This is a genomic window from Vibrio sp. 1401 (assembly GCF_033340295.1).
On the sequence record NZ_JAWOWF010000553.1, the window covers coordinates 1 to 605 of the forward strand.

1 protein-coding gene is annotated in these 605 nt (G+C 50.4%); it reads left to right on the forward strand.

Annotated features, from left to right (window positions below):
* On the forward strand, window positions 1-605 hold a 605-nt coding region (locus R7Z77_RS26785; RefSeq protein ID WP_318137228.1), incomplete at both ends, for an MFS transporter.

The following is a 605-nucleotide window of genomic DNA, read 5'->3' on the forward strand; positions in this document are numbered from 1 at the left end:
GACTGGAGTTCAGAGTTTCGATTCAAAGAGACCATCACACGACGCTCTGCAATCCCCTCTCCAGCCAAAATGTTGGTGCAGTATCGTGATTTGCTCTCGTCTCGATATTTTATGAGCTTTGCGAGCATCAGTTGGCTCAACTTCAGCTTGATGATCACGACCGTCTCCGTGATGCCTTTTATCATGCAAGACCAAATCGGGATGACATCGGACGAATACGCCATGTGGGCACTGATCCCCGCGTTAGGTATGCTCGGCGGCACAACCATTTGTAACCGCATCCGCCCCGTCATCGGAAACAAGAAAATGTTGCTTTGCACGCCTGTTTTGCATATCAGTGCGGCACTGTGGTTGTTTTTCTGCCCGGTAGAACCCTTGTATTTGATGATTGGACAATTGTTGATGATTCTTGGCAATGGCATTGCGTTGCCTTGTGCACAAGCACTTGTGATGCAACCATACAAAGAGCAAGCGGGCGCGGCGGCAGCCATGTCTGGCGGCGGTCAAATGGTGGTGTCTTCCTTGGTGAGTATGACGCTGGTGCAACTTGGATTGAGTGAAGCGTGGCATTTGTCGTTGGTTGTAGTGCTGTTTACCGCCATCAC